This window comes from Leclercia sp. LTM14, from assembly GCF_023736175.1.
In the GTDB taxonomy this organism is placed as follows: domain Bacteria; phylum Pseudomonadota; class Gammaproteobacteria; order Enterobacterales; family Enterobacteriaceae; genus Enterobacter; species Enterobacter barmai.
In genome coordinates this window covers 120,005-139,654 of record NZ_JAIKTT010000003.1, presented here as the reverse complement: position 1 = coordinate 139,654, position 19,650 = coordinate 120,005, and the positions used below count along the sequence as shown (strand labels likewise).

The following is a 19,650-nucleotide window of genomic DNA, read 5'->3' as shown; positions in this document are numbered from 1 at the left end:
TACCACCGGGATTAGTTGGCCAGCACCACATTATGGGAAAACTCTTTTTCACAGTATTTGCATTTGAGCGCGATATCATCGGCGCGTTTTTTCACTGCAAAACTGGAATTTACCGGCTCAGCGTGGCTGATGCAGTTGCTGTTCGGGCACACCAGCACGCTCTCAATGCGCTCCGGCAGGCTCGGGCGGGATTTACCCACCACTTCGTAGTCGTCGATGCGGTTGACGGTGGCTTCCGGGGCGTACAGCGACAGCTGATTTACCTGCTCGTCGGTCAGGAAGGTGTTCTCGATTTTAATCAGGTCTTTACGGCCCATCTCGCCGGAAGGCAGGTTCAGGCCGATGGTGATGCGCTGGTCGGTTTCGGTCAGTTTGAACAGGGTCAGCAGCTTAAAGCCCACCTGCGCAGGGATGTGGTCAATTACGGTGCCGCGTTTGATGGCTTCGACCTGGAGTTTGTTATCGTGTGTCATTGTCTTTTCCCCTTACAGAGCTAAATCGCGATTCAGAACCAGTGCCAGTAACGCCTGGCGGGCGAAGATGCCGTTCCCGGCCTGCTGGAAGTACCAGGCGTGCGGCGTCTTATCCACGTCGGTGGTGATCTCATCGATACGCGGCAGCGGGTGCAGCACCTTCATGTTGTTGCGTGCGCCTTCGAGATCGCTGGCGCGCAGGACGAACTGCGCCTTGACGTTGGCGTACTCCGACGGATCCAGACGCTCTTTCTGCACGCGGGTCATATAGAGAATATCCACGTCGCCCATCACCTCTTCGATGCTGGCGTGCAGGCTCCACGGGATCCCTTTCTCATCCAGCATATCGAGGATGTACTGCGGCATCGCCAGCGCGTCCGGGGCGATAAAGTAGAAGCGGTTGCCGTTGAATTTCGCCAGCGCCTGGGTCAGGGAGTGGACGGTCCGGCCATATTTCAGGTCGCCGACCATGGCGATGTTCAGGTTCTCAAGCGTGCCCTGGGTCTCCTGAATGGTGAACAGATCCAGCAGGGTCTGGGTCGGATGCTGGTTAGCCCCGTCACCGGCGTTCAGCACCGGAATACCGCCGGAAAACTCGGTCGCCAGACGGGCCGCGCCCTCCTGCGGGTGACGCATCACGATAGCGTCGACGTAGGTGCTGATCACCGAGATGGTGTCCGCCAGGGTTTCGCCTTTTTTACCGAGCGACGTGTTGCTGCTGTCGGAGAAGCCCACGACGCTTGCGCCCAGACGGTGAATGGAGGTCTCAAACGACAGGCGGGTACGGGTGGAGGCTTCGAAGAAGCAGCTGGCGATCACCTTGTGCTTCAGCAGCTCCGGTTGCGGATTGGCTTTCAATTTTGCCGCGGTTGCCAGAACCAGCTCCAGCTCTTCACGGCTGAGGTCGTTGATGGAAATGATGTGTTTTTGATAAAGCGGATTCATTTTTCTCTCCTGACGCCGGGCAAAAAAAAGCCCCTCAAATGAGGGGCTTCTGGAATAGGGATTGCAACGGGAAGAAAAACGGCAGGCCAGCGTCTGATTTAAGACGCGCTGGGGCACTCTGTCGAACATGTTTGAGCATGCTTCCTCCTGGCAAATTGTGGGGCATTATACGCAGCCTGAATCATCGATCAAGCGAATAATGCACACTTTACGCAACGTAAAGGTTTCCGCATGCATGGTTATGCGCAAGAGCAAATCCCCACTAAAAAGTGGTGGTATGGCAGCTAAAATTCTCGTATAAAAGTTGAAAATGAAACGGTGTTTTATAATGAGGATTTAAACATGATCGTTGGCAACATCCACAACCTCCAGTCCTGGCTGCCGCAAGCGCTGCGTCAGGCGATCGAACACGTTAAAGCGCATGTGACAGACGCCACGCCGACCGGCAAACATGACATCGACGGCAACAACCTGTTCTATCTGGTCTCCGAAGACATGACCCAGCCGTTCGCCGAGCGTCGCGCGGAGTATCACGCCCGCTATCTGGACATTCAGATCGTGCTGAAAGGCCAGGAAGGGATGACCTTCAGCACCCTGCCAAACGGCACGCCGGACACCGACTGGCTGGCGGACAAAGACATCGCGTTCCTGCCGGAAGGCGAGCAAGAAAAAACTGTGGTGCTGAGTGAAGGCGATTTCGTGGTCTTCTACCCGGGCGAAGTCCACAAGCCGCTGTGCGCGGTGGGCAACCCGGCGCAGGTGCGCAAGGTGGTGGTGAAGATGTTGGTAGGGTAATACCCTTCACCATCACCCCTCACCCCTCACCCTAACCCTCTCCCCAGAGGGGAGAGGGGACTGCACGGTGCGGTCTTTTACCCCCCGGCCCTTTGGGGAGAGGGGACTGCACGGTGCGGTCTTTTCCCCCTCGCCCCTATGGGGAGAGGGCCGGGGTGAGGGGAAAAAATTTGTGATCCAGCTTAAATTTCCCGCACTCCCTGTTCTCCTCTCATTTACCTGCGCTTTTTCTGCGTCATAGTATGATCGTTAAATAAACGAACGCTGTTCTATAATGTAGAACAAAATGATTCAGCAAGGAGATCTCATGCAGCAGACCGTGCAGTTCTCGGGCATTATTCCCCCTGTCTCCACCATTTTCACCGCCGACGGCAAGCTGGATAAACCCGGCAGCGCCGCGCTCATCGACCATATGATCGACGCCGGTGTCGATGGCCTGTTCTTCCTGGGCAGCGGCGGCGAGTTTTCGCAGCTCAACACCGCCGAGCGCAAAGCGATCGCCGAATTTGCCATCGCCCACGTGAACTGTCGCGTGCCGGTGCTGATCGGTACCGGGGGCACTAACGCCCGGGAAACTATCGAGCTGAGCCAGCACGCCCAGCAGGCGGGCGCCGACGGCATCGTGGTGATCAACCCCTACTACTGGAAAGTGTCTGAAGCGAACCTGATCCGCTACTTTGAACAGGTGGCCGACAGCGTGACCCTGCCGGTGATCCTCTATAACTTCCCGGCGCTGACCGGGCAGGATCTGACCCCGCAGCTGGTCAAAACCCTGGTGGACTCCCGGGCCAATATCGTCGGGATCAAAGACACTATCGATTCCGTGGCCCATCTGCGCAGCATGGTGCTTACCGTTAAAGCGGCGCATCCGAACTTTGTGGTGCTGTGCGGCTACGACGATCACCTGTTCAACACCCTGCTGCTGGGCGGCGACGGGGCGATCTCCGCCAGCGGTAACTTCGCGCCGCAGGTGTCGGTCAAACTGCTGCAGGCGTTCCGCGATGGCGACCTGGCCCGGGCGGCGCAGTATCATCAAACCATGCTGCAAATTCCGCAGATGTATCAGCTGGATACACCGTTTGTGAACGTGATTAAAGAGGCGATTGCCCTCTGCGTGCGTCCGGTCTCCACCCACGTGCTGCCGCCAGCCGGTCCGCTGAACGACGCGCGCAAGGCGCAGCTGAAAACGCTGCTGCAACAGCTCAAGCTCTGCTGAAGCCGGAAGGTCACGATGTCGATAGAAACCATTTTTACCCCGCAGGATGACGCCTTCTATTCGGTGATCACCCACGCGGCCGGGCCGCAGGGGGCGCTGCCCCTGACCCCGCAGATGCTGATGGAATCCCCCAGCGGCAATCTGTTTGGCATGACGCAAAACGCCGGAATGGGCTGGGATGCGAATAAGCTCACCGGCAAAGAGGTGCTGATTATCGGCACCCAGGGCGGGATCGCGCGGGAGATGGCCGCCCGGTCGCGCTGGGTTACCACACCGGCCACTGGGAGATTGGCCTGCAGATGCAGGCGGCGGCAAAAGAGATCACCCGCAACGGCGGGATCCCCTTTGCCGCCTTCGTCAGCGATCCCTGCGACGGCCGCTCTCAGGGCACCCACGGGATGTTTGACTCCCTGCCGTACCGCAACGATGCGGCAATCGTGTTTCGCCGTCTGATCCGCTCCCTCCCCACGCGCCGGGCGGTGATTGGCGTTGCCACCTGCGACAAAGGCCTGCCCGCCACCATGATCGCCCTGGCCGCGATGCACAATCTGCCGACCATTCTGGTGCCGGGCGGTGCCACGCTGCCGCCGACGTTCGGCGAAGACGCCGGCAAGGTGCAGACCATCGGCGCGCGCTACGCCAACCATGAACTCTCTTTGCAGGAGGCCGCCGAACTGGGCTGCCGCGCCTGCGCCTCGCCGGGTGGCGGCTGTCAGTTCCTCGGCACCGCAGGCACCTCACAGGTGGTGGCCGAAGCCTTAGGCCTAGCATTGCCGCACTCGGCGCTGGCGCCGTCAGGCCAGGACGTGTGGCTGGAGATCTCCCGCCAGTCCGCCCGGGCGGTATTTGAGCTGGATAACCGCGGGATCACCACCCGGGATATTCTCACCGATAAAGCGATTGAGAACGCGATGGTGATCCACGCCGCGTTCGGGGGCTCCACCAACCTGCTGCTGCACATACCGGCCATCGCCCACGCGGCGGGCTGCACCATTCCTGACGTGGAGCACTGGACGCGGATCAACCGCAAGGTGCCGCGGCTGGTGAGCGTCCTGCCGAACGGGCCGGATTATCACCCGACGGTGCGGGCGTTCCTCGCGGGCGGCGTGCCGGAGGTGATGCTCCATCTGCGCGATCTCGGCCTGCTGCATCTGGATGCCATGACCGTCACCGGCCAGACGGTGGGAGAAAACCTCGACTGGTGGCAGGGCTCGGAACGGCGGGAACGCTTCCGCCAGTGCCTGCGCGAGCAGGACGGCGTCGAACCGGATGACGTGATCCTGCCGCCGGAACGCGCTAAAGCCCGCGGGCTCACCTCCACGGTGGCCTTCCCGATGGGCAACATCGCCCCGGAAGGCTCGGTGATCAAGGCCACGGCCATCGACCCGTCGGTGGTGGGTGAGGACGGCGTCTACCGTCACACCGGCCGGGCGCGGGTGTTTGTTTCGGAAGCCCGGGCGATCAAGGCGATCAAAAGCGGCGAGATCGAGCAGGGCGATATCATGGTGGTGATCGGCGGCGGACCGTCCGGAACCGGCATGGAAGAGACCTACCAGCTGACCTCGGCGCTGAAGCATATCTCCTGGGGTAAAACGGTGTCGCTGATCACCGATGCCCGCTTCTCGGGCGTCTCCACCGGGGCCTGTTTTGGTCACGTCGCCCCCGAAGCGCTGGCCGGCGGGCCGATTGGCAAGCTGCGGGACAACGACATTATCGAAATCGCGGTGGACCGTCTGGCCCTGACCGGCAGCGTGAATTTTATCGGCACGGCACAGGCACCGCTCACCCCGCTGGAGGGGGCGATGGAGCTGGCCCGTCGTGAGCCACACCCTGAACTGCACGCCCATGAATTTTTACCGGACGATACGCGCCTGTGGGCCGCATTACAGTCGGTCAGCGGCGGCACCTGGAAAGGCTGTATTTACGACACCGATAAAATCATTGAGGTAATTAACGCCGGCAAAAAAGCGCTCGGACTTTAATTATATTTATCACTTTTGTCGTCTGCGGAAATATTCCGCGGACGGCTTTGTTGTGTCTGTTATTAATTACCTAAAAACAGATATTTACCTTATTTCGAGGAGTATCACAAAAGCAAAATAACGTAATTCAGAAACAAGATATGACCATTGCTGGTTAATTGAACAGCTCATTACACTCTATTAACACGATGTTGTGAATTCAGCACACTAAATAAGGGTGTATTTCTGATGATGCAATTAACCATGAAAGATAAAATTGGCTACGGGCTGGGTGACACCGCCTGCGGCTTTGTCTGGCAGGCGACCATGTTCCTGCTCGCCTATTTCTACACCGATGTGTTTGGCTTATCGGCCGGGATTATGGGCACGCTGTTTTTGGTCTCCCGCGTGCTGGATGCGGTGACCGACCCGCTGATGGGGCTGCTGGTGGACCGCACCCGCACCCGCCACGGCCAGTTCCGCCCGTTCCTGCTGTGGGGGGCGATCCCGTTTGGCATCGTCTGCATGCTCACCTTCTACACCCCGGATTTCTCCGCCAACGGCAAAATTATTTACGCCTGCGTCACCTACATCCTGCTGACCCTGGTTTATACCTTCGTTAACGTGCCGTACTGCGCCATGCCGGGGGTGATCACCGCCGATCCGAAAGAGCGTCACGCCATGCAGTCGTGGCGATTCTTCCTTGCCGCAGCCGGATCGCTGGCGATCAGCGGCATTGCCCTGCCGCTGGTGGGGATCATAGGCAAAGGCAACGAACAGCTCGGCTACTTTGGCGCGATGTGCGTGCTGGGGCTCTGCGGCGTGGTGCTGCTCTACGTCTGCTTCTTCACCACCAAAGAGCGCTACACCTTTGAGGTGCAGCCGGGCTCGTCGGTCAAAAAAGATCTCAAGCTGCTGCTCGGTAACAGCCAGTGGCGGATCATGTGCGCCTTCAAGATGATGGCGACCTGTTCCAACGTGGTGCGCGGCGGGGCGACGCTCTACTTCGTGAAATACGTGATGGACCACCCGGAGATGGCGACCCAGTTCCTGCTCTACGGCAGCATCGCCACCATGTTTGGCTCGCTCTGCTCCTCGCGCCTGCTGGGCCGTTTCGACCGGGTGAAGGCCTTCAAGTGGATCATCGTCATTTACTCCCTGATCAGCCTGCTGATCTTCTTCACCCCGGCCGAACATATGGCCCTGATTTTTGCCCTCAACATCCTGTTCCTGTTCGTCTTTAACACCACCACGCCGCTGCAGTGGCTGATGGCCTCCGACGTGGTGGATTACGAAGAGAGCCGCAGCGGGCGTCGTCTGGACGGGCTGGTGTTCTCCACCTACCTGTTCAGCCTGAAGATTGGCCTGGCTATTGGCGGCGCGGTGGTGGGCTGGATCCTCGCCTGGGTTAACTACTCCGCCAGCAACAGCGTGCAGCCGGTTGAGGTGCTAACCACCATCAAAATTCTGTTCTGCGTGGTGCCGGTGGTGCTCTACGTGGGCATGTTCACCATGCTGTCGTTCTATAAGCTCTCGGATACGCGGGTGGAAGCCATCAGCAAGCAGTTACTTAAGCATCGCGCGGCGCAGGGGGATGCGATCCCTGATGCGGCGACGGCGGCATCTCATTAAGCAGGAGGCACTATGTACACCATTACCAACCCGATCCTGACCGGCTTCAACCCGGACCCGTCGATGTGCCGTCAGGGCGAGGATTACTACATCGCCACCTCGACCTTTGAGTGGTTTCCGGGCGTGCGTATTTACCACTCCCGCGACCTTAAAAACTGGCGGCTGGTGAGCACCCCGCTGGATCGCGTGTCGATGCTGGATATGAAGGGCAACCCGGACTCCGGTGGGATCTGGGCGCCGTGCCTGAGCTACGCCGACGGACAGTTCTGGCTGCTCTATACCGATGTGAAAATTGTCGATTCCCCGTGGAAAAACGGGCGCAACTTCCTGGTGACCGCTCCCTCCATTGAGGGGCCGTGGAGCGAGCCGATCCCGATGGGCAACGGCGGGTTCGATCCCTCGCTGTTTCATGACGACGATGGCCGCAAATACTACCTCTACCGTCCGTGGGGGCCGCGCCACCACAGCAATCCGCATAACACCATCGTGATACAGGAGTTTGATCCGCAGACCCGCACGCTGTCGCCCGAGCGGAAAACCCTCTTCACCGGCACGCCGCTGTGCTACACCGAAGGGGCGCATCTCTACCGCAAGGAGGGCTGGTACTATCTGCTGGTCGCCGAGGGGGGCACCAGCTACGAGCACGCGGTGGTGGTGCTGCGGGCCAGAAACATCGACGGGCCATATGAGCTGCACCCCGATGTGACGATGATGACCAGCTGGCACCTGCCGGAAAATCCGCTGCAAAAAAGCGGCCACGGCTCGCTTCTGGAAACCCACACCGGCGAGTGGTACATGGCCTATCTCACCAGCCGCCCCCAGCGCCTGCCGGGCATTCCGCTGCTGGCCTCCGGCGGGCGGGGCTACTGCTCCCTGGGGCGTGAGACAGGGATCGCGCGCATCGAATGGCGCGACGGCTGGCCGTACGTTGAAGGGGGGAAACATGCCCAGGTGACGGTGCCGGGCCCGCAGATGACCGAGAGCGCAGCCGTGACGCAGGACGCCTGGCGGGACGACTTCGACGGCGAGCGCCTCGACCCGGAGCTGCAGACGTTGCGTATTCCGTTCGACGACTCACTTGGCTCGCTGCGGGCGCGTAAAGGCTTCCTGCGGCTGTACGGCAACGACTCGCTTAACTCGACCTTTACCCAGTCCACCGTGGCGCGCCGCTGGCAGCACGTCGCCTTTCGCGCCGAGACGCGCATGGAATTTTCGCCGCGTCACTTCCAGCAGAGCGCTGGCTTAACCTGCTACTACAACAGCAAAAACTGGAGCTACTGCTTTGTCGATTATGAGGAGGGGAAGGGCAGAACCCTGAAGGTGATCCAGCTTGACCACAACGTGCCGTCATGGCCGCTGCACGAGCAGCCGATCCCGGTACCGGATGAGGCGCAAAGTGTGTGGCTGCGGGTGGATGTCGATCGTCTGGTCTACCGCTACAGCTACTCCTTTGACGGCGAGACGTGGCAGACCGTGCCGGTCACCTATGAGGCGTGGAAGCTGTCGGATGACTATATCGGCGGGCGAGGCTTCTTTACCGGGGCCTTTGTCGGGCTGCACTGCGAAGATATCAGCGGCGACGGATGTCACGCCGATTTCGACTACTTCACCTACGAGCCGGTATAACGGCTCAGGCCGGGTAGCCCAGCGCGCGTGAGAGCTGGCGCCCGGCCTCCTGCAGCTGCTCGCGAAAGCGGGCCAGTTCCTCGTCGTCCACGCGGGAGGTTAAGGTCGACAGGCTCAGGGCGGCGATGACCCGGGACTCATGGTTACGCACCGGCACCGACACGCAGCGCACCCCCTGTTCGTTCTCTTCGCTGTCCAGGGCATAACCCTGCTCGCGGGTTTGCGCCAGCGCGGCCAGCAGCGCCTCGCGGGAGGCCAGCGTCGCCGGGGTAAAGGTGGTGTACTGATAGCCTTCCAGCAGGGTGTTCAGCTCGGCGTCGCTCAGCCAGGCGATCAGCACTTTGCCGATGGCGGTGGCATGTACTGGCAGGCGACGGCCAATGCGTGAGTAGGCGATGGCCGCCAGCTTGCCTTCAATCTTCTCGATATAGACCCCTTCGCGCCCGTCCAGAATGCCCAGATGGGTGGTCTGCCCGGTGCGCTCCGACAGCTCGGTCAGAAAATGCTTCGCCTTCTGGCGAATATCCATGGTGCTCACCACGAAGTGACCGCGCTCAACCAGCTTCATGCCAGGGCGATATTTGCCGTTCTCCGGGTTCTGATCGATATAGCCGTGCAGCTGCAGGGTTTTGAGCAGCGAGTGAAGGGTGCTTTTACTCAGGCCCATCTGTTTACTGATGTCGGTGATTTTAAGTTCCGTCGCCTGTTCGTTAAACAGATCGAGGATCTGTAAGGCACGTTCAACAGATTGAATAATAGGCATGAGATCGGCTTATCCGCGCTGGAATTAAGGCGAAAACGTACCTTTTTTGGGCAGGAAAATCAATTGAGTGGAACGATCTGCCCCTGTACCTGTGCAAGGTAAACGCAAAACGGCAACATCGTTGCCGTTTTTAGTGTTTATTCCCTCTCCCTGTGGGAGAGGGTCAGGGTGAGGGCACCAGAACGCAGAGGACTTAACCCCCAAGCGTCGCTACCATCACTGCCTTAATGGTGTGCATGCGGTTTTCAGCCTGATCAAATACCACGCTTGCCGCAGATTCAAACACCTCGTCCGTCACTTCCATCCCGCCGTGCAGATCGAACTCTTTCGCCATCTGCTTGCCGAGCGTCGTCTGGTCGTCGTGGAACGCTGGCAGACAGTGCAGGAACTTAACGTCCGGGTTGCCGGTGAGCGCCATCATTTGCGCATTCACCTGATAGCCACGCAGCAGGGCGATACGCTCGGCCCACTTCTCTTTGGCTTCGCCCATCGACACCCACACGTCGGTGTAGATAAAGTCCGCGCCCTTCACGCCCGCCGCCACGTCTTCCGTCAGGGTGATCTTGCCGCCGTTCTTTTCTGCCAGCGCGCTGCACTCTGCCACCAGGCTCGCTTCCGGCCAGCAGGCTTGTGGCGCAACCAGACGCAGATCCAGCCCGGTGAGCGCCGCTGCTTCCAGCATCGAGTTACCCATGTTGTTACGCGCATCGCCGGTATAGACCAGCACCATCTCGTTAAACGCCTTGCCCGGCAGTTGCTCCTGCATGGTGAGCAGGTCCGCCAGCAGCTGGGTCGGATGGAACTCGTTGGTCAGCCCGTTCCACACCGGCACACCGGCAAATTCCGCCAGGGTTTCGACAACTTCTTGTCCGTGCCCGCGATACTGAATGCCGTCGTACATCCGGCCCAGCACGCGAGCGGTATCTTTAATTGATTCTTTATGCCCAATCTGGCTGCCGCTCGGCCCGAGATAAGTGACGTGTGCGCCCTGGTCAAATGCGGCAACTTCGAAAGAGCATCGGGTACGGGTCGAGTCTTTTTCGAAGATGAGCGCGATGTTTTTGCCAGTAAGTTTCTGTACTTCAGTGCCTTTTTTCTTATCGGACTTAAGCTGTGCCGACAGCGCAAGCAGGGACGTGATTTGTGCAGGGGTAAAATCGAGCAATTTCAGGAAGTGTTTTTTATACAGTTCAGACATTTTATCCTCACATGGCAAAGGCCACTTATTGAATTAAAATTCACTTTATAAGTATTAATATTCACTTGCAACCCCGTTTCACAAATCTTTCTTACAAAGGTGGAGGCAAACACATCCGTGTGTGAAAATAGAAGTATCTGCCGCACTTTAAAGAGGAACGAGCCATGGCAAACCCAGAACTGCTGGAAGAACAGCGCGAAGAGACGCGACTGATTATTGAAGAACTGCTGGAAGACGGCAGCGATCCGGATGCGCTGTACACCATCGAGCATCATTTCTCTGCGGATGATTTCGAAGCGCTGGAAAAACTGGCGGTTGAAGCGTTCCGCCTGGGTTACGAAGTGACGGAGCCGGAAGAGCTGGAAGTGGAAGAGGGCGATACCGTCATCTGCTGCGATATCCTGAGCGAAGGCGCGCTGAAGGCAGAGCTGATCGACGCTCAGGTTGAACAGTTGATGGACCTGGCCGAACGTTTTGAAGTGGAATACGACGGCTGGGGCACCTACTTCGAAGATCCGAACGGCGAAGAGGGTGACGACGAAGACGACGAAGATTTCATCGACGAAGATGACGACGGCGTGCGTCACTAAGTGTTATTTGCGGCAGCTTCGGCTGCCGCTGCTGTTTCAGGAATCACAATGGATTACCCGCAGATACTCGCCCCTGTTTTAAACTTCCTCCAGTGTCCGACCCCGCAAGCGTGGATTGATAAAGCCCGCGACCCGGCGAACCTGCCACTGCTGCTCACCGACCACATGGTGTGCGAGCTCAAAGCCGCCCAGACCGCGCTGCTATTAGTGCGAAAATACGTCGCCGACGAGAGCGGAGCCGACGCGCTGCTCGAGTGGCTCAGTCCCTACGAAGCTTTTACTTTCCGCGAAGGTCCGGAACCGGATTTTGTCGCCCTGCACAAGCTGATTGGCAAAAGCGTGATGCCCAAGACCGACGACCCCTGGGGCCAGGCGCTCATCGACAGCATGGTGCTGCTGATTAAAGAGGAGCTGCACCATTTCTGGCAGGTGCGGGAGGCGATGCTGATGCGTAACATTCCCTACGTCAAAATCACCGCCAGCCGCTACGCTAAAGGGATGCTGAAAGCCGTGCGCACCCACGAGCCGCTGACGCTGATCGACAAGCTGATTTGCGGCGCCTATATCGAAGCGCGCTCCTGTGAACGCTTCGCCGCGCTGGCACCGTTCCTCGACGAGGATCTGCAGAAGTTTTATCTGTCGCTGCTGCGCTCCGAGGCGCGGCACTATCAGGACTATTTGCGTCTGGCGCAGCAGGTCAGCGATGACGACATCACCCCACGCGTGAAGCTGTTTGGCGAGGTGGAGGCGGAGCTTATCTTATCGCCCGACACCGAGTTCCGCTTCCACAGCGGGGTGCCGGTTTAATAACAAAAGGCAGGGAATGATGAAAAAGGGTTTACGTATCGCCATCGCCGTCGTGGTGGGTATGGTGGCAGCAGGCTGGTTTTATCGCGACAACGCGCCCAGCACCGAACAGCAGCTGGATACCGCGCTCAGCAGCATGCCGGTGTGGCAGGTGATCAAGGAGCAGGAACCTGCGTTCCGCAAACAGGTGCAGGACGAGATGCTGGCTCTGCAGAAAGCGGGTAAAAACGAGCAGCAGATTATCGACACCCTGCAGCCAAAGATTTTGCACCTGCAGATGGCGCGCCTGCAAACCGCCCCGGACGCCAACGTGGTGGCGTATATGAGGCTCAACATGGAGCAGACCGCCGCCATGCAGAAGGTGAGCGATGACAGCTGCTTCCGCTTCCTCTACCCGGAGGTGAAGGGCGGCGTCAACCCGATGCGTCTGCTGGATAAGGATCTGATGCAGCGCCGCATGCAGGCCGACGTCGACATGATGCGTGCCGCCGTTGGGCCGGATAAACACACCGTGACGCCGCAGGAAATTAAACAGGCCGAGACGGATGTGGTACCGATTGTCCAGAAGCTGACGACGAAGTACGGCGACGATATCGAGCTGCTGCAGGCCCCGCAAAAGGGCAGGGCAAAGAGAAGCAGAGCTGCGACCTGGTGCAGGATCTGTGGAACAACGTGCTGGCCCTGCCGGAGCCGAAAGCCGCCGGGCTGATACGCTATGCGGTGTCGGACCTGTAAGGGCGGAGTGGGTTACGCTGGTTTTTTGGACACTTAGCGAAACAACCGTACGTCGCCGCTTGCATGGCGGCGTGCGACAGGTATAATCCACAACGTTTCCGCATCCCCTTCAGTGCCGAAGTGGCGAAATCGGTAGACGCAGTTGATTCAAAATCAACCGTAGAAATACGTGCCGGTTCGAGTCCGGCCTTCGGCACCATAAGATGCAAAAGAAAGTCGCTTAAGGGCGGCTTTTTTTGTGTCTGGAATTTGGGTTAGTAAGCAATTTCGAACTTTTTTTACTAAATTTCATCATCCTCATTTAGCCCACATCAATTTGAAGCACAGTCCACCTTTAAAGGCCTTAGCTAATTTTGCTAGAATTCAACATCATTTCACTGAATCTTTTGAGCGTTAAATGAACAAACTAATTATAGAAGAAATCAAGAAAGCGCTTGCCCTGGCTCCACGTAACGGGTTTATGGCTGAACTTCACCTTCAGTCCATAAAGTATGCTGACGAGTTAGGCAATATAACCGCAAGAGAATTCTGTGAAGAATTAGGTCTTAAGCCTAGCTACGGCACTGAGTTTAGTAAGATGAGAAATCTTACTATTCGACTCAAAGCTGCTGGTCTAGCTACGGAGAAAATCTAATCACCATGCTCATTGATAACGTAACGACCAAAGTTTCAGATACACTTACCGATGCGATTCAACAGAACGATAAGCTTTCCGTCATGGCGGGGCTTTTTTCTATCTATGCTTTTGATCACCTCAAAGACTCTTTAAACAAGTTAGATTCAGCTCGTTTGCTATTCTCTCAAGCTAAGGGCTTTGATGCTCTTAGTATCACTTCACCTTTTGGCTCGCTTAACGGCTCAGAACAAGAAAATAGGTTTCGCAATCAGCTGAACCAAAAAGCAATAGCAATAGAGTTTTCCCGTTGGTTAGAGGAAAAAGCTTCTGTTCGTTTGGTTAAACAAGCAGGAGTTATTCATCAACACATAACGCACGTTTCCTCAACTTCAAACTCATTAGCGGTTAGCGGTGCTCAATTCAACGGACAAGGCATTGGTCTCACTGAAACTAATGGTTTCGATATGATCAGCCTTGCTAGTTCCGAACAAGCACAAGAGTTGCTTGGTTTCTTCAATCGGGTATGGAGTAGTAAAGGGCAAGTTATTGAAGCAAAGGAACAATTAAAGGTCGAACTATCTAAGCTGACAGCAGATAACACACCGCAGTTTATCTACTTCCTTACCCTGTATAACATTTTTAAAGACTTTGTTGGTGATCTCCAGGAAGAGAGCATTTTAAAAACCAAAACTGGTTTTAAAGATACGATTGTCTGGAAGAAGCTCTATAAGTTTCAAAGAGATGGTGTTTTAGGTGCTATAGATAAACTTGAACATTTTAACGGCTGTATCATCGCTGATAGTGTCGGTTTGGGTAAGACGTTCGAAGCTCTTGCCGTCATCAAATACTACGAATTACGCAATGATAAAGTTTTGGTGCTTTGTCCTAAGAAACTGCGTGATAACTGGCTAATCTACACACAGAACGATAAGCGCAATTTGTTAGCCAATGACCGCTTTAACTATGATGTGCTAAATCATACTGATATGAACCGCAATACTGGCTATTCAGGTGATATAAACCTAGAAACGATCAATTGGGGAAATTATGACCTTGTTGTTATTGATGAATCTCACAACTTCCGTAACAACAACCCTAAAAAGATGGCCGAAATCGTTATCAACGACTTCTTGAAGACATTATCCAGGCTGGTGTAAAAACTAAGGTTTTGATGCTTTCTGCTACGCCTGTGAATAACCGATTGAATGATATAAAGAACCAAGTGGCTTTCATCACAGAAGCAAATGACCAGGCATTAATCGATCATGGCATAAGCAGCATCGAGAGCACGTTAAGACAAGCACAATCACGCTTCTCACGTTGGTCTGAACAAGATCCTGATGTTCGAACATCGAAAGACCTTTTAGACTCGATGAATTTCGACTATTTCAAACTACTGGATATTTATACAATAGCGCGTTCGCGTAAGCATATAGAGAAATATTACGGAACTGAGGATATTGGTAAATTCCCTACAAGGCTTTTGCCAATCAATTTGAAGCCTACAATAGATCTTAAAGACCAATTCCCACCGTTGGAAGAAGTGAATAAGACAATCCGTAGACTTTCATTGGCGTTTTACTCGCCTATGAAATATGTACGGATGGATAAGAAAGCGGAATATGCAAGACGCTATGACCAAGAGGTAAAGGGCGGTAAAAGCGTATTCAAACAAGTAGACCGTGAAGAAAGTTTGATCCACCTTATCCGTATCAATCTCTTGAAACGAATGGAAAGTTCGATTCATTCGTTCACGCGCACTTCAGAAAAAGTATTAGCGCAAGTTGAAACTTTACTGTCAAAAATCCATAACTTTAACGCCAATATCCAGCCGACACTTACTGACGATCTGACCGAAGATTTTGTTGCGCCACCAATTGAAGAGATTGATGATCTTGAGTTTGACTCTCCAGAACTCGCTCCTTTTATCATTGGGAACAAAACCAAGGTAAGGATACAAGATCTTGATTTGGTGAGATTTGCACAAGATTTAGAGGCGGATAGAGTCTTTTTGCAAGAGATTGTGCGTGTATCAAAGAGCATCGACTCTGAACGTGATGCAAAACTCGATATGCTAAAACAGGCGTATCTTGAAAAATGTAAGAAACCGTTCAATGGTAATAACAAGAAAGTCATTATATTTACTGCATTTGCTGATACCGCAGAGTATTTATACAGAAATATTTCCAGTTGGGCTTATCAAAACTTGGGACTTCATACTGCGATAATCACAGGTCAACGCACAGATACAACCTTACGTTGCATTGATGGTAAGAAGTTCAAAACTGATCTGAATAGTTTGCTGACGCATTTCTCACCTAGATCAAAAGAACGTGAGAAGGTTTATCCCGAGTTTAAAGAAGAGGTAGACATTTTAATTGCTACTGACTGTATTTCAGAAGGTCAAAACTTACAGGACTGTGACTATCTCGTTAACTACGATATTCACTGGAACCCCGTTCGTATTATTCAACGTTTTGGGCGTATAGACCGTTTAGGTTCGATTAACGACACAATTCAACTTGTGAACTTCTGGCCAAATATGGAGTTGGACGAGTATATCAACCTAGAGGCTAGGGTTAGTGGGCGTATGGTACTGCTCGATATTTCTGCAACGGGTGAAGAAAACGTTATCGAGCAAGATCCAAAGCTCAACAAGGGAATGAATGACTTAGAGTATCGCAGAAAGCAACTTGAACAACTCCAAAATGCTGTAGTTGATTTAGAAGAAATCTCAGGTGGTGTGTCCATAACCGACTTAACGCTGAACGATTTTAGAATGGATCTATCAAGTTTCCTCAGTGATAAATCAAAAGGTAACACAGATACCTTAGATCAAGCTCCATTCGGGCTGTTTGCACCTGTCATTATCAACAAAGAATCGTTTGAGTCAGAACGTAGCCAATTTGCAGGTCTAAAAGATGAAATTCAATCAGGAGTCATTTTCTGTCTAAAAGACATTCAAGGAAAAGTCCAGGTCGAAGAAAGCTATTCACTCGCCCCTTACTATCTTGTTTATGTGTCTGATGAACAAGAAATATTACTTTCATTTACCCAATCAAAACAGATTCTGGATCTATGCAAGAAACTAGGCTCAGAGTTCAAATCCTTTGAAGATTCGGCATACGCATATCAAGAGTTTGAGAAGAGAACTCAAAAGGGAATGAAAATGAATCATTTCCAGAATCTTCTCAGCAAAGCGGTTGAAAATATTGCGGGTAAAAGTGAAGAAATCGGTGCAACAAGTTTGTTTAGTCGAGGTGGAACAGTTTTATCAGCGTCAAGCTCTCAAAATATGAATGATTTTGAAGTAGCAAGCTATATGGTCATTCTGTAGGAGCGAGGCAATGAGCAAGGTCATAGATTTTCGCAGTGGAAATTTGTTCGACAAGGTATACGAACACCTCGCTTTACCAGAATCAACATTCCTTGGCACACGAATCACTAAGAAGATGATTCTAGAGAACAATGATCTCTCAAGTAGTGATAAGAAACTGGTAAATGATGTAATTCAATCCGTTGAATGGCTGAATACTCTTAAGCCTGAAACGTTGAACATACCGACTTATTTAACCGAAACGGTAGAGTATATCGAGGTGGCTGTTCTTAAAATCAATCTCAAAGCCGACACAACAAACCGTGGAAAGTTGAAGAGCACAGCAAAGCTCTTCCATACACTGATCCCCTACCCGGTTATCTTGCTGTTAGAGCTAAACGGAGAACTGGCGATTAGCCTGGCAGACAAGCGAATTAATCAGGCTGATAGTTCAAAGTTGGTCATTGAGTTTTTTTACAACAGCCAGTGGTTCAACGTTGGAAGCTTGAAGGACAATGAGAACGAATTCTTGAACGATTTTTCGCTGAAAAATGTATCAAGCGTCAACTACTACGAACTGTATCAAGACTTCATCGCTAAGCTCATTGCTCTTGAAACAAGTTATATTTCATATTCTTATCGTAAAAATGGCTGTACGAATAGTGAACGCTGCTTATCACAAGCAAGCAAAGTCGATACATTTGATGAACCTTTATTCACAGATATGAGCAACGAAGAGAAGACAAGACTTCTCAAAGAGTTAGCATCACTTGATGGTGAATTGAACAATATTAGAAACAAGTTAAAGAAAGAGCTGCAAATGAGTGAGAAAATGCGTCTCAATGTGCAAGCAAGAAAAGTAAAACAGGCAATTTCAGCAATCACTTCTCAGTTTGTATAAGAAGAGCAGTGAAGCAGAATTTTAAGAAATTTTACTTAAGGCGATAGAGCAAATTTGCATCGACACTGATTGTTAATAGGTAATCAACATAATGAGCCAAATGGAAAAGATCATGGGCACCAGTCCAGAAGCAAAAAGCCTGGACATAACCACTCAGAACATAGAGCATCTAAAGCAACTGTTCCCTGATGCTTTTTCAGAGGGAAAGATTGATTTTGATGTACTCAAAGCAGTTTTGGGTGCAGAAATTGACGATTCAGAAGAGCGTTACAACTTTACCTGGAATGGCAAAACGAAAGCGCGACAAATCGCTCAAACACCATCTACAGGTACCTTACGCCCTTGTAAAGAAGAAAGCGTTAATTGGGAAACGACCGAAAATTTGTTCATCGAAGGGGATAACCTTGAGGTCTTGAAGCTTCTGCAAAAGTCTTACCATAAAAAAGTAAAGATGATCTATATCGACCCTCCTTACAACACTGGCAAAGATTTTGTTTATAAAGATAACTTTCGTAATAGCCTTCAAAATTACCTCATTCAGACGGGACAAGTTGACAATGATGGTAATAAGTTAAGTACAAATTCTGACACATCAGGGCGATATCACTCCGATTGGCTATCAATGATGTTTCCGAGACTAAAGCTTGCCAGAAACCTACTTCGAGAAGATGGTGTAATTGTTGTTCATCTTGACGAACACGAGAACTATCATCTTAGAATATTACTCAATGAAATATTTGGTGAGGACAATTTTTTAGGCGAAATTTGCTGGGATAAAGGTAATCCTAAGGGGGATTCAACTAGGATTGCATATCAGCATGAATCAATAATTTGCTTTGCTAAAAATTACGTGATGTTCAAGGATAATGCATTAAAAAGACAAAAGTTAAATGCTGAAAAATAATTAAAAAAGCCAACTCGTTATATAAAAAGATTGGAAAATGGCTATGCCTGATGAGCTGGCTAAAATAATAAAAAAGTATAAACTTGATCTGCAAATAGATGCATTTTCAAAAATGTACACGCTATCTGATGCTAATGAAGAATTGGCTTTCTGGATAAATTCTCAAACAGAATTTTCTGGTGGCGAGGCCGCTTATAAATATATTGATGATGAAGGTAGAGTGTATCAACCAGTATCCATGGCATGGCCAAATAATAAAAAAGCACCAGATGATTATTTCATACCTTTAATACATCCAAAAACAAGAAAAGAATGCCCTGTGCCTGCCAAGGGATGGAGAAATCCACCATCTACTATGATGGATTTGTTGGAAAAAGACCTGATTGTATTCGGCGATGATGAGAACACTCAACCCCGTAGGAAATATCTTTTATCAGAAAATATGTTTGAAAATGTACCTTCAGTCCTAAAGTTTTCTAGTTCTGACGATGTCTTATTAAAAACTATGGGTATAAGTTTTGACAACCCCAAACCATATAAATTTTCCAAATCACTAATTACGTACTTTACTAAACCTGATGATTTAGTTTTAGATTTTTTTGCAGGTTCAGGTACAACAGGACATGCCTGCCTTTCATTTGATAATGAAGAAAAAAGGAAGTTTATTTTAGTACAATTACCTGAAAAGGTGGCAGATAAAACGATTATTGATACTACTATTTCTCGGCTTAAACACTGTGTGAGCGAAGAACAGGGCTTTAAGTTCTTTAAGCTTGGCGAAACAAATATTCGCCCTTGGGATGCAGACTTTGACAGCTTAGAACAAGTACTTCAACAAGCTACTAAGTCAATCAAAGATGGTCGTTCTAGCGAAGATGTTTTATACGAAATATTCCTAAAATATGGCTATGAATTAACTACGCCAGCAGAAACTGAAACAGTTAATGGTAAAAACGTTTTTGTAGTCGGTGCAGGAGCTTTAATTGTTTGCTTGGATGATGAAATCACGACTGAAACAGTAGAAGGCATCACCAAACTAAAATCTGAATTAGATCCTGAAACAACACAAGTAGTCTTCAAAGATGAAGGTTTTACTGACGATCGAGTTAAGACCAATGCAATTCAGATCTTGAAACAAGCCGGCATCGAAGATGTTAAGAGTATTTAAGGGA

General features: G+C 51.9%; 18 protein-coding genes, 1 tRNA gene and 2 pseudogenes. 15 read left to right on the top strand and 6 right to left on the bottom strand.

The window, feature by feature from the left end:
- Nucleotides 1-11: 11 nt before the first annotated feature.
- Genes pyrI through K5I40_RS09560 form a run of 3 tightly spaced genes read right to left on the bottom strand, consistent with a single transcriptional unit; the run spans nt 12 to nt 1,557 of the window.
- Nucleotides 12-473: an aspartate carbamoyltransferase regulatory subunit gene (pyrI, locus tag K5I40_RS09570; protein WP_039030593.1), complete on the bottom strand. Its 462-nt coding sequence runs from the start codon at nt 471-473 to the stop codon at nt 12-14.
- A 12-nt stretch (nt 474-485) separates the two neighbouring features.
- The gene (pyrB, locus tag K5I40_RS09565) at nt 486-1,418 is read right to left on the bottom strand and encodes an aspartate carbamoyltransferase (protein WP_139564077.1); all 933 of its coding nucleotides are present in this window, start codon (nt 1,416-1,418) and stop codon (nt 486-488) included.
- Nucleotides 1,419-1,452: 34 nt separating this feature from the next.
- Nucleotides 1,453-1,557 carry a pyrBI operon leader peptide gene (locus tag K5I40_RS09560; protein ID WP_138370120.1) on the bottom strand — a complete coding sequence of 35 codons (105 nt, stop codon included), beginning with the start codon at nt 1,555-1,557 and terminating at the stop codon, nt 1,453-1,455.
- A gap of 203 nt (nt 1,558-1,760) precedes the next feature.
- Between K5I40_RS09560 and K5I40_RS09555 the strand changes: the two genes are divergently transcribed.
- The 5 genes and pseudogenes from K5I40_RS09555 to K5I40_RS09535 all read left to right on the top strand — a co-directional run bounded on the left by K5I40_RS09555 (nt 1,761) and on the right by K5I40_RS09535 (nt 8,648).
- Nucleotides 1,761-2,213 (top strand): YhcH/YjgK/YiaL family protein, encoded by a 453-nt coding sequence (locus K5I40_RS09555; protein WP_138370121.1) that lies wholly within the window; start codon nt 1,761-1,763, stop codon nt 2,211-2,213.
- A gap of 307 nt (nt 2,214-2,520) precedes the next feature.
- Complete coding sequence (locus tag K5I40_RS09550) at nt 2,521-3,429, top strand: dihydrodipicolinate synthase family protein (RefSeq protein WP_223074434.1); 909 nt, start codon at nt 2,521-2,523, stop codon at nt 3,427-3,429.
- Nucleotides 3,430-3,444: 15 nt separating this feature from the next.
- Nucleotides 3,445-5,411 (top strand): annotated as a pseudogene (gene yagF / locus K5I40_RS09545) (xylonate dehydratase YagF).
- Nucleotides 5,412-5,639: 228 nt separating this feature from the next.
- Nucleotides 5,640-7,022, top strand: coding sequence for an MFS transporter (locus K5I40_RS09540; protein WP_223074433.1), 1,383 nt, complete (start codon nt 5,640-5,642; stop codon nt 7,020-7,022).
- Nucleotides 7,023-7,034: 12 nt separating this feature from the next.
- Nucleotides 7,035-8,648: a glycoside hydrolase family 43 protein gene (locus K5I40_RS09535; protein ID WP_223074432.1), complete on the top strand. Its 1,614-nt coding sequence runs from the start codon at nt 7,035-7,037 to the stop codon at nt 8,646-8,648.
- Nucleotides 8,649-8,652: 4 nt separating this feature from the next.
- Here K5I40_RS09535 and K5I40_RS09530 read toward each other — a convergent pair whose 3' ends face one another.
- From K5I40_RS09530 to argL, 3 genes are all read right to left on the bottom strand, one after another.
- Nucleotides 8,653-9,411, bottom strand: a complete 759-nt coding sequence (locus K5I40_RS09530) for an IclR family transcriptional regulator (RefSeq protein ID WP_039030588.1) — start codon at nt 9,409-9,411, stop codon at nt 8,653-8,655.
- A gap of 193 nt (nt 9,412-9,604) precedes the next feature.
- A complete protein-coding gene (gene argF, locus K5I40_RS09525; protein WP_223074431.1) occupies nt 9,605-10,609 on the bottom strand; it encodes an ornithine carbamoyltransferase in 1,005 nt (334 codons plus the stop codon).
- Nucleotides 10,579-10,881 (bottom strand): putative translational regulatory protein ArgL, encoded by a 303-nt coding sequence (gene argL, locus K5I40_RS24125; RefSeq protein WP_375540633.1) that lies wholly within the window; start codon nt 10,879-10,881, stop codon nt 10,579-10,581. The genes argF and argL overlap by 31 nt, the downstream gene beginning before the upstream one ends.
- On the opposite strand from argL, the gene rraB reads away from it, so the two are divergent.
- The 10 genes and pseudogenes from rraB to K5I40_RS24010 all read left to right on the top strand — a co-directional run bounded on the left by rraB (nt 10,774) and on the right by K5I40_RS24010 (nt 19,646).
- On the top strand, nt 10,774-11,199 hold the full coding sequence (gene rraB, locus K5I40_RS09515) for a ribonuclease E inhibitor RraB (RefSeq protein WP_039030585.1): 426 nt from the start codon (nt 10,774-10,776) through the stop codon (nt 11,197-11,199). The two genes, argL and rraB, sit on opposite strands and share 108 nt — an antisense overlap.
- A gap of 48 nt (nt 11,200-11,247) precedes the next feature.
- Nucleotides 11,248-12,006 (top strand): tRNA isopentenyl-2-thiomethyl-A-37 hydroxylase MiaE, encoded by a 759-nt coding sequence (gene miaE, locus K5I40_RS09510; protein WP_223074430.1) that lies wholly within the window; start codon nt 11,248-11,250, stop codon nt 12,004-12,006.
- Nucleotides 12,007-12,022: 16 nt separating this feature from the next.
- A pseudogene (locus K5I40_RS09505) lies at nt 12,023-12,741 on the top strand (topoisomerase II).
- Nucleotides 12,742-12,855: 114 nt separating this feature from the next.
- A tRNA-Leu gene (locus tag K5I40_RS09500) sits at nt 12,856-12,940 on the top strand.
- 198 nt (nt 12,941-13,138) lie between these two features.
- Nucleotides 13,139-13,375: a transcription factor gene (locus K5I40_RS09495; protein ID WP_223074428.1), complete on the top strand. Its 237-nt coding sequence runs from the start codon at nt 13,139-13,141 to the stop codon at nt 13,373-13,375.
- A 5-nt stretch (nt 13,376-13,380) separates the two neighbouring features.
- Nucleotides 13,381-14,514: an SNF2-related protein gene (locus tag K5I40_RS09490; protein WP_251929662.1), complete on the top strand. Its 1,134-nt coding sequence runs from the start codon at nt 13,381-13,383 to the stop codon at nt 14,512-14,514.
- Nucleotides 14,515-14,528: 14 nt separating this feature from the next.
- Nucleotides 14,529-16,694, top strand: coding sequence for a C-terminal helicase domain-containing protein (locus K5I40_RS09485; protein ID WP_251929664.1), 2,166 nt, complete (start codon nt 14,529-14,531; stop codon nt 16,692-16,694).
- Nucleotides 16,695-16,704: 10 nt separating this feature from the next.
- Complete coding sequence (locus K5I40_RS09480) at nt 16,705-17,574, top strand: DUF4391 domain-containing protein (RefSeq protein ID WP_223074426.1); 870 nt, start codon at nt 16,705-16,707, stop codon at nt 17,572-17,574.
- A 100-nt stretch (nt 17,575-17,674) separates the two neighbouring features.
- A complete protein-coding gene (locus tag K5I40_RS24015) occupies nt 17,675-18,478 on the top strand; it encodes a site-specific DNA-methyltransferase (protein ID WP_286014559.1) in 804 nt (267 codons plus the stop codon).
- Between the two features lie 37 nt (nt 18,479-18,515).
- Entirely contained in the window at nt 18,516-19,646 is a 1,131-nt protein-coding gene (locus K5I40_RS24010) for a DNA methyltransferase (protein WP_309487355.1), read from the top strand.
- Nucleotides 19,647-19,650: the final 4 nt, after the last annotated feature.